The sequence below is a fragment of the Terrisporobacter muris genome (genome assembly GCF_024621905.1).
In the GTDB taxonomy this organism is placed as follows: domain Bacteria; phylum Bacillota; class Clostridia; order Peptostreptococcales; family Peptostreptococcaceae; genus Terrisporobacter; species Terrisporobacter muris.
This window is the reverse complement of the sequence record NZ_JANKBY010000348.1, coordinates 1-3,627: the sequence shown is the minus strand read 5'-3', so window position 1 is coordinate 3,627 and position 3,627 is coordinate 1. Positions and strand designations below refer to the sequence as shown.

3 protein-coding genes are annotated in these 3,627 nt (G+C 28.2%); all 3 read right to left on the bottom strand.

The window, feature by feature from the left end:
- Window positions 1-126: 126 nt before the first annotated feature.
- Complete coding sequence (gene bsh, locus NSA58_RS17505; protein ID WP_074429171.1) at window positions 127-1,116, bottom strand: choloylglycine hydrolase; 990 nt, start codon at window positions 1,114-1,116, stop codon at window positions 127-129.
- Window positions 1,117-1,246: 130 nt separating this feature from the next.
- Window positions 1,247-1,876, bottom strand: coding sequence for an HD domain-containing protein (locus NSA58_RS17500; protein ID WP_074429170.1), 630 nt, complete (start codon window positions 1,874-1,876; stop codon window positions 1,247-1,249).
- Window positions 1,877-1,952: 76 nt separating this feature from the next.
- Window positions 1,953-3,602: a potassium/proton antiporter gene (locus tag NSA58_RS17495; RefSeq protein WP_039681501.1), complete on the bottom strand. Its 1,650-nt coding sequence runs from the start codon at window positions 3,600-3,602 to the stop codon at window positions 1,953-1,955.
- Window positions 3,603-3,627: the final 25 nt, after the last annotated feature.

Sequence of the window (3,627 nt, the reverse complement as noted above, 5' to 3'; positions counted from 1 at the left end):
TATATAATTTAACAGTTTTTGCGTGATCTATATAAAATTCATGATATCTAATAAATATAACTTTAAATAAAAAGCCTGTTACATTCTCATATAACAGACTTTTTGTTTAACATTATATATTCTATTTTAATTTTGATAGTTTATATCCATTTCATCAAGATATGAAAAGTTCTTTATTTCATTACCATCTAAATTTTCTTTATTCATATCAACAGCATTAATTCTACTATTATTATAAGTATTATAATAATAGATACCACTATTTTGACACATACAAGAAGTATATTGAGTAATATCATTTATTCCTTCTGGTGTTACTACAGAATAATTAGACATGGCCACATTATTTAACATATGAAAAAAATCACTAACTCCCTTGATACCATTTTCAACTTCATCTACTCTAGATCTTAAGAATGATATTCTTACAAATCTTGATGTTGTGGAAAAATCACCAGGAAGTCCCCATGATCCTAGCCCTTGTCCCAATGGCTTTAATTCCTTCTTAACCCAAGTTGTATTTTCAGGTTGTTTAGAACTCGCTGATATATATTGTCTTAGATTTGTAACATGCCAATCAAATGTGGGAGAATTAGTTAATGTACTTATATTATTGTCATAAACTTCTAATTTTTCCTTAGTTTTTTCAATGACTATACTTTTACCATTTGTATCAACTACCATCCAATGAAGTGTAGCTAATCCAGTTTGTGGATTTATTGTCTTACCTACTATTTCAACGTTATTAAATGCCTCCTTAACTTCTTCTGTTGTTTCAAAATTACCCAATATCCATGGAATAATATCATGAGGTGCTAAATTAATCTTCCCTTCTACTGCATCATTTTCATAGTATGCATATTCAGGAAAATTAAGCCCAGCACAAGCCAAACCTTTTTCATTCATACCATCAGCAAACATTGGATGATTATCAATAATCGTTGCCATTCCTATCATTGCATATTTAACATTTTCAATCTTATCAGTTACTACATTCTTGTATGAGAACTTTCTAGGAACTAGATAAACTGATTGATTAAAGTTATACTCTAAATCCATATTCCTTCCAAATAAATAATTTCCATCTTTTGTTCTTAATGATAGAGCCGTACACATATGATAAATTTCCTCCTTCAATAAGGTTCTATTTTCATTGCATATTTTTTACTATTTATTTGAAATTAATTCATATAACTTCTTTTTTCTATATTAACCCTTTACGGTTACCTAATTTTCAATATTATAATTACTCCATTTCTCGGAAATCTTTTAAAGCATTTTTTAGATAAGCTTCCTTAATAGAATAATCTTGACTTACAGTCCTTCCAAGTGCATCTGCCTTTGCTAATAACACTAAATCTTCTGGACAAACTGACCTAGAAAATAACTTTCTAGTACTTTTTAATTTACTATTTTGATTTGCCAATTGGTTTGGCTGCATATGAAATTCTGTCATATTTAATACATAATTTCTAAATTCATCATCTTCTTTTTTACTTATTCTATTCAAAAATTTTCTAACTAATTTTAAACCTATTCTTTCGTGATTATACGAAATTATTTTTCCATCTTCTTTTGTCCTAGTTGTCAAAACTTTTCCAAAATCATGGCATAAAGCTGAGTACATAAAACCAAGTGGGTTTGTAGCTTTATCTTTTAATTTAGCAGCTTCATCTATCACCATCATGGTATGGTTAAATACATCTCCCTCTGGATGATGAATAGGAGATTGTATAACTCCTATCAAATCATTTACTTCTGGAAAATCATCTTTTAATTTATTATTTTCTTTTAACTTTTTGAAATATATTGATGGTTTTTCATTCGTCAATAATACTCTTTCAAGTTCCTTTTTTCTATCTAAATCTCTTGTCATAATTTAAAGTCGCCTCATTCATAAAAATTATTGTTATAAACTTTTCTATTTCTATTATAATATTTTTTATTTACTTTTAACCATTAGATATTGCTAATTTATTTATCTCATTAATATCAGTTCCTGTAATTACTAATATATCATCCTGAAGTATTTGTGTTGAACCTTTTGGAATAATTATATCTCCGCTTCTCTTTATCATTACAACAAGAATTTCATCTGGTATATTAGCATCTACTATTGTTTTATTGGCAAAATTACTTGTAGCTCCCACACTTATCTCCATAAGTTTCGTACTCTTATCCTCTTGATACATTCTTAGCTTATCAAAATTATTTCCAGTAACAACTAGTATATCTCCTGGAAGGATTATAGTTGATCCCCTTGGAACAAATACATCTCCTTTTCGTTTTATCATTACAATGAGAATATCTTCTGGTATATTACTATCCATAATGGTCTTATTGACAAGGTTACTATCATCAGTAATTGATATCTCTATTAGTTTTGTACTTTTATCTTCTTTATAGTCATTAAATGTTTTAAAAACTGAAGATTCATTATCTATTAAATCTAGTTTTAATGCAATCTTTGGTATTAATGTTCCTTGGACTCCAACTGAGAATAACGCTATAAAAAATATAATATGGAATATATCACTATAAATTGGAACCCCATAAGTTACTGCAAATATAGCAAAGGCAATAGATGCAGCCCCTCTAAGTCCTACCCAAGATATAAATAGTTGCTGTTTAAATGGTATCTTAAACCAACTTAAAATACTAAATGTAGCTATTGGTCTTGCTATTAATATCATAAATATGGATATCTCAATTCCCTCTATCAACACATTAGGTATCTTAGACGGATAAGATAGTAAACCTAGTAAGAAAAATAACGTTATTTGCATAAGCCATGATATACTATCAAAAAATTCAAATATACTTTTTTTATGAGGAACTTTACTATTTCCAATTATTATTCCACCTATATATGCGCTTAAATATCCATTTCCACCAAATAATTCACTTAGTCCATAAGATAAAATTGCAATTGCTGTTACAAATATTGGGTAGAACCCATCTATCTCAAAATTTATATGCCTCAATAAATATATAGTCAATTTTGATAATACAACTGCAGATATAATACCTACTGAAACCTGACTAAATAGCATTGGAAATATGCTTGAAGAACCCTGATTAGACATTAATGAAAGAATTATTATAGTTAACATATAAGCAAAAGGATCATTACTTCCACTTTCAATTTCTAGTATGGATGCAATAGAACCTTTTAAATTTAATTCTTGAGAACGAAGTATAGAAAATACTGAAGCTGCATCTGTAGATGCTACTATAGAACCTATGAGAAGACTTTCTAACAATGTAGTTTTTAATATTACATAACAAAACATCCCAGTAAGGCCTGCTGTAATAACTACACCTAATGTTGACATTAACATTGATGGAATAGCAACAGGACGCGCCATATGCCAATTGGTCCCAAATCCACCAAAAAACATTATAAAGATAAGAGCTAAAGTACAAATATTTTTTGTTAATTCGAAGTTATTATAATAAATCCCCACTAACCCATCCGATCCGAATAACATACCCAATACTATAAATATTAAAAGTATCGGAACTCCAAATTTATATAATACTTTACTTGATGTGATACATATTAATATTACAAATGAACATATAACCATCAATTCTATCATATTATTCCCCCTTTACTATATATTT

Bases quoted from the DNA above. Each gene is read 5' to 3' on its own strand.
- bsh (WP_074429171.1), bottom strand. From the start codon at position 1,116: ATGTGTACGGCTCTATCATTAAGAACAAAAGATGGAAATTATTTATTT.
- NSA58_RS17500 (WP_074429170.1), bottom strand. From the start codon at position 1,876: ATGACAAGAGATTTAGATAGAAAAAAGGAACTTGAAAGAGTATTATTG.
- NSA58_RS17495 (WP_039681501.1), bottom strand. From the start codon at position 3,602: ATGATAGAATTGATGGTTATATGTTCATTTGTAATATTAATATGTATC.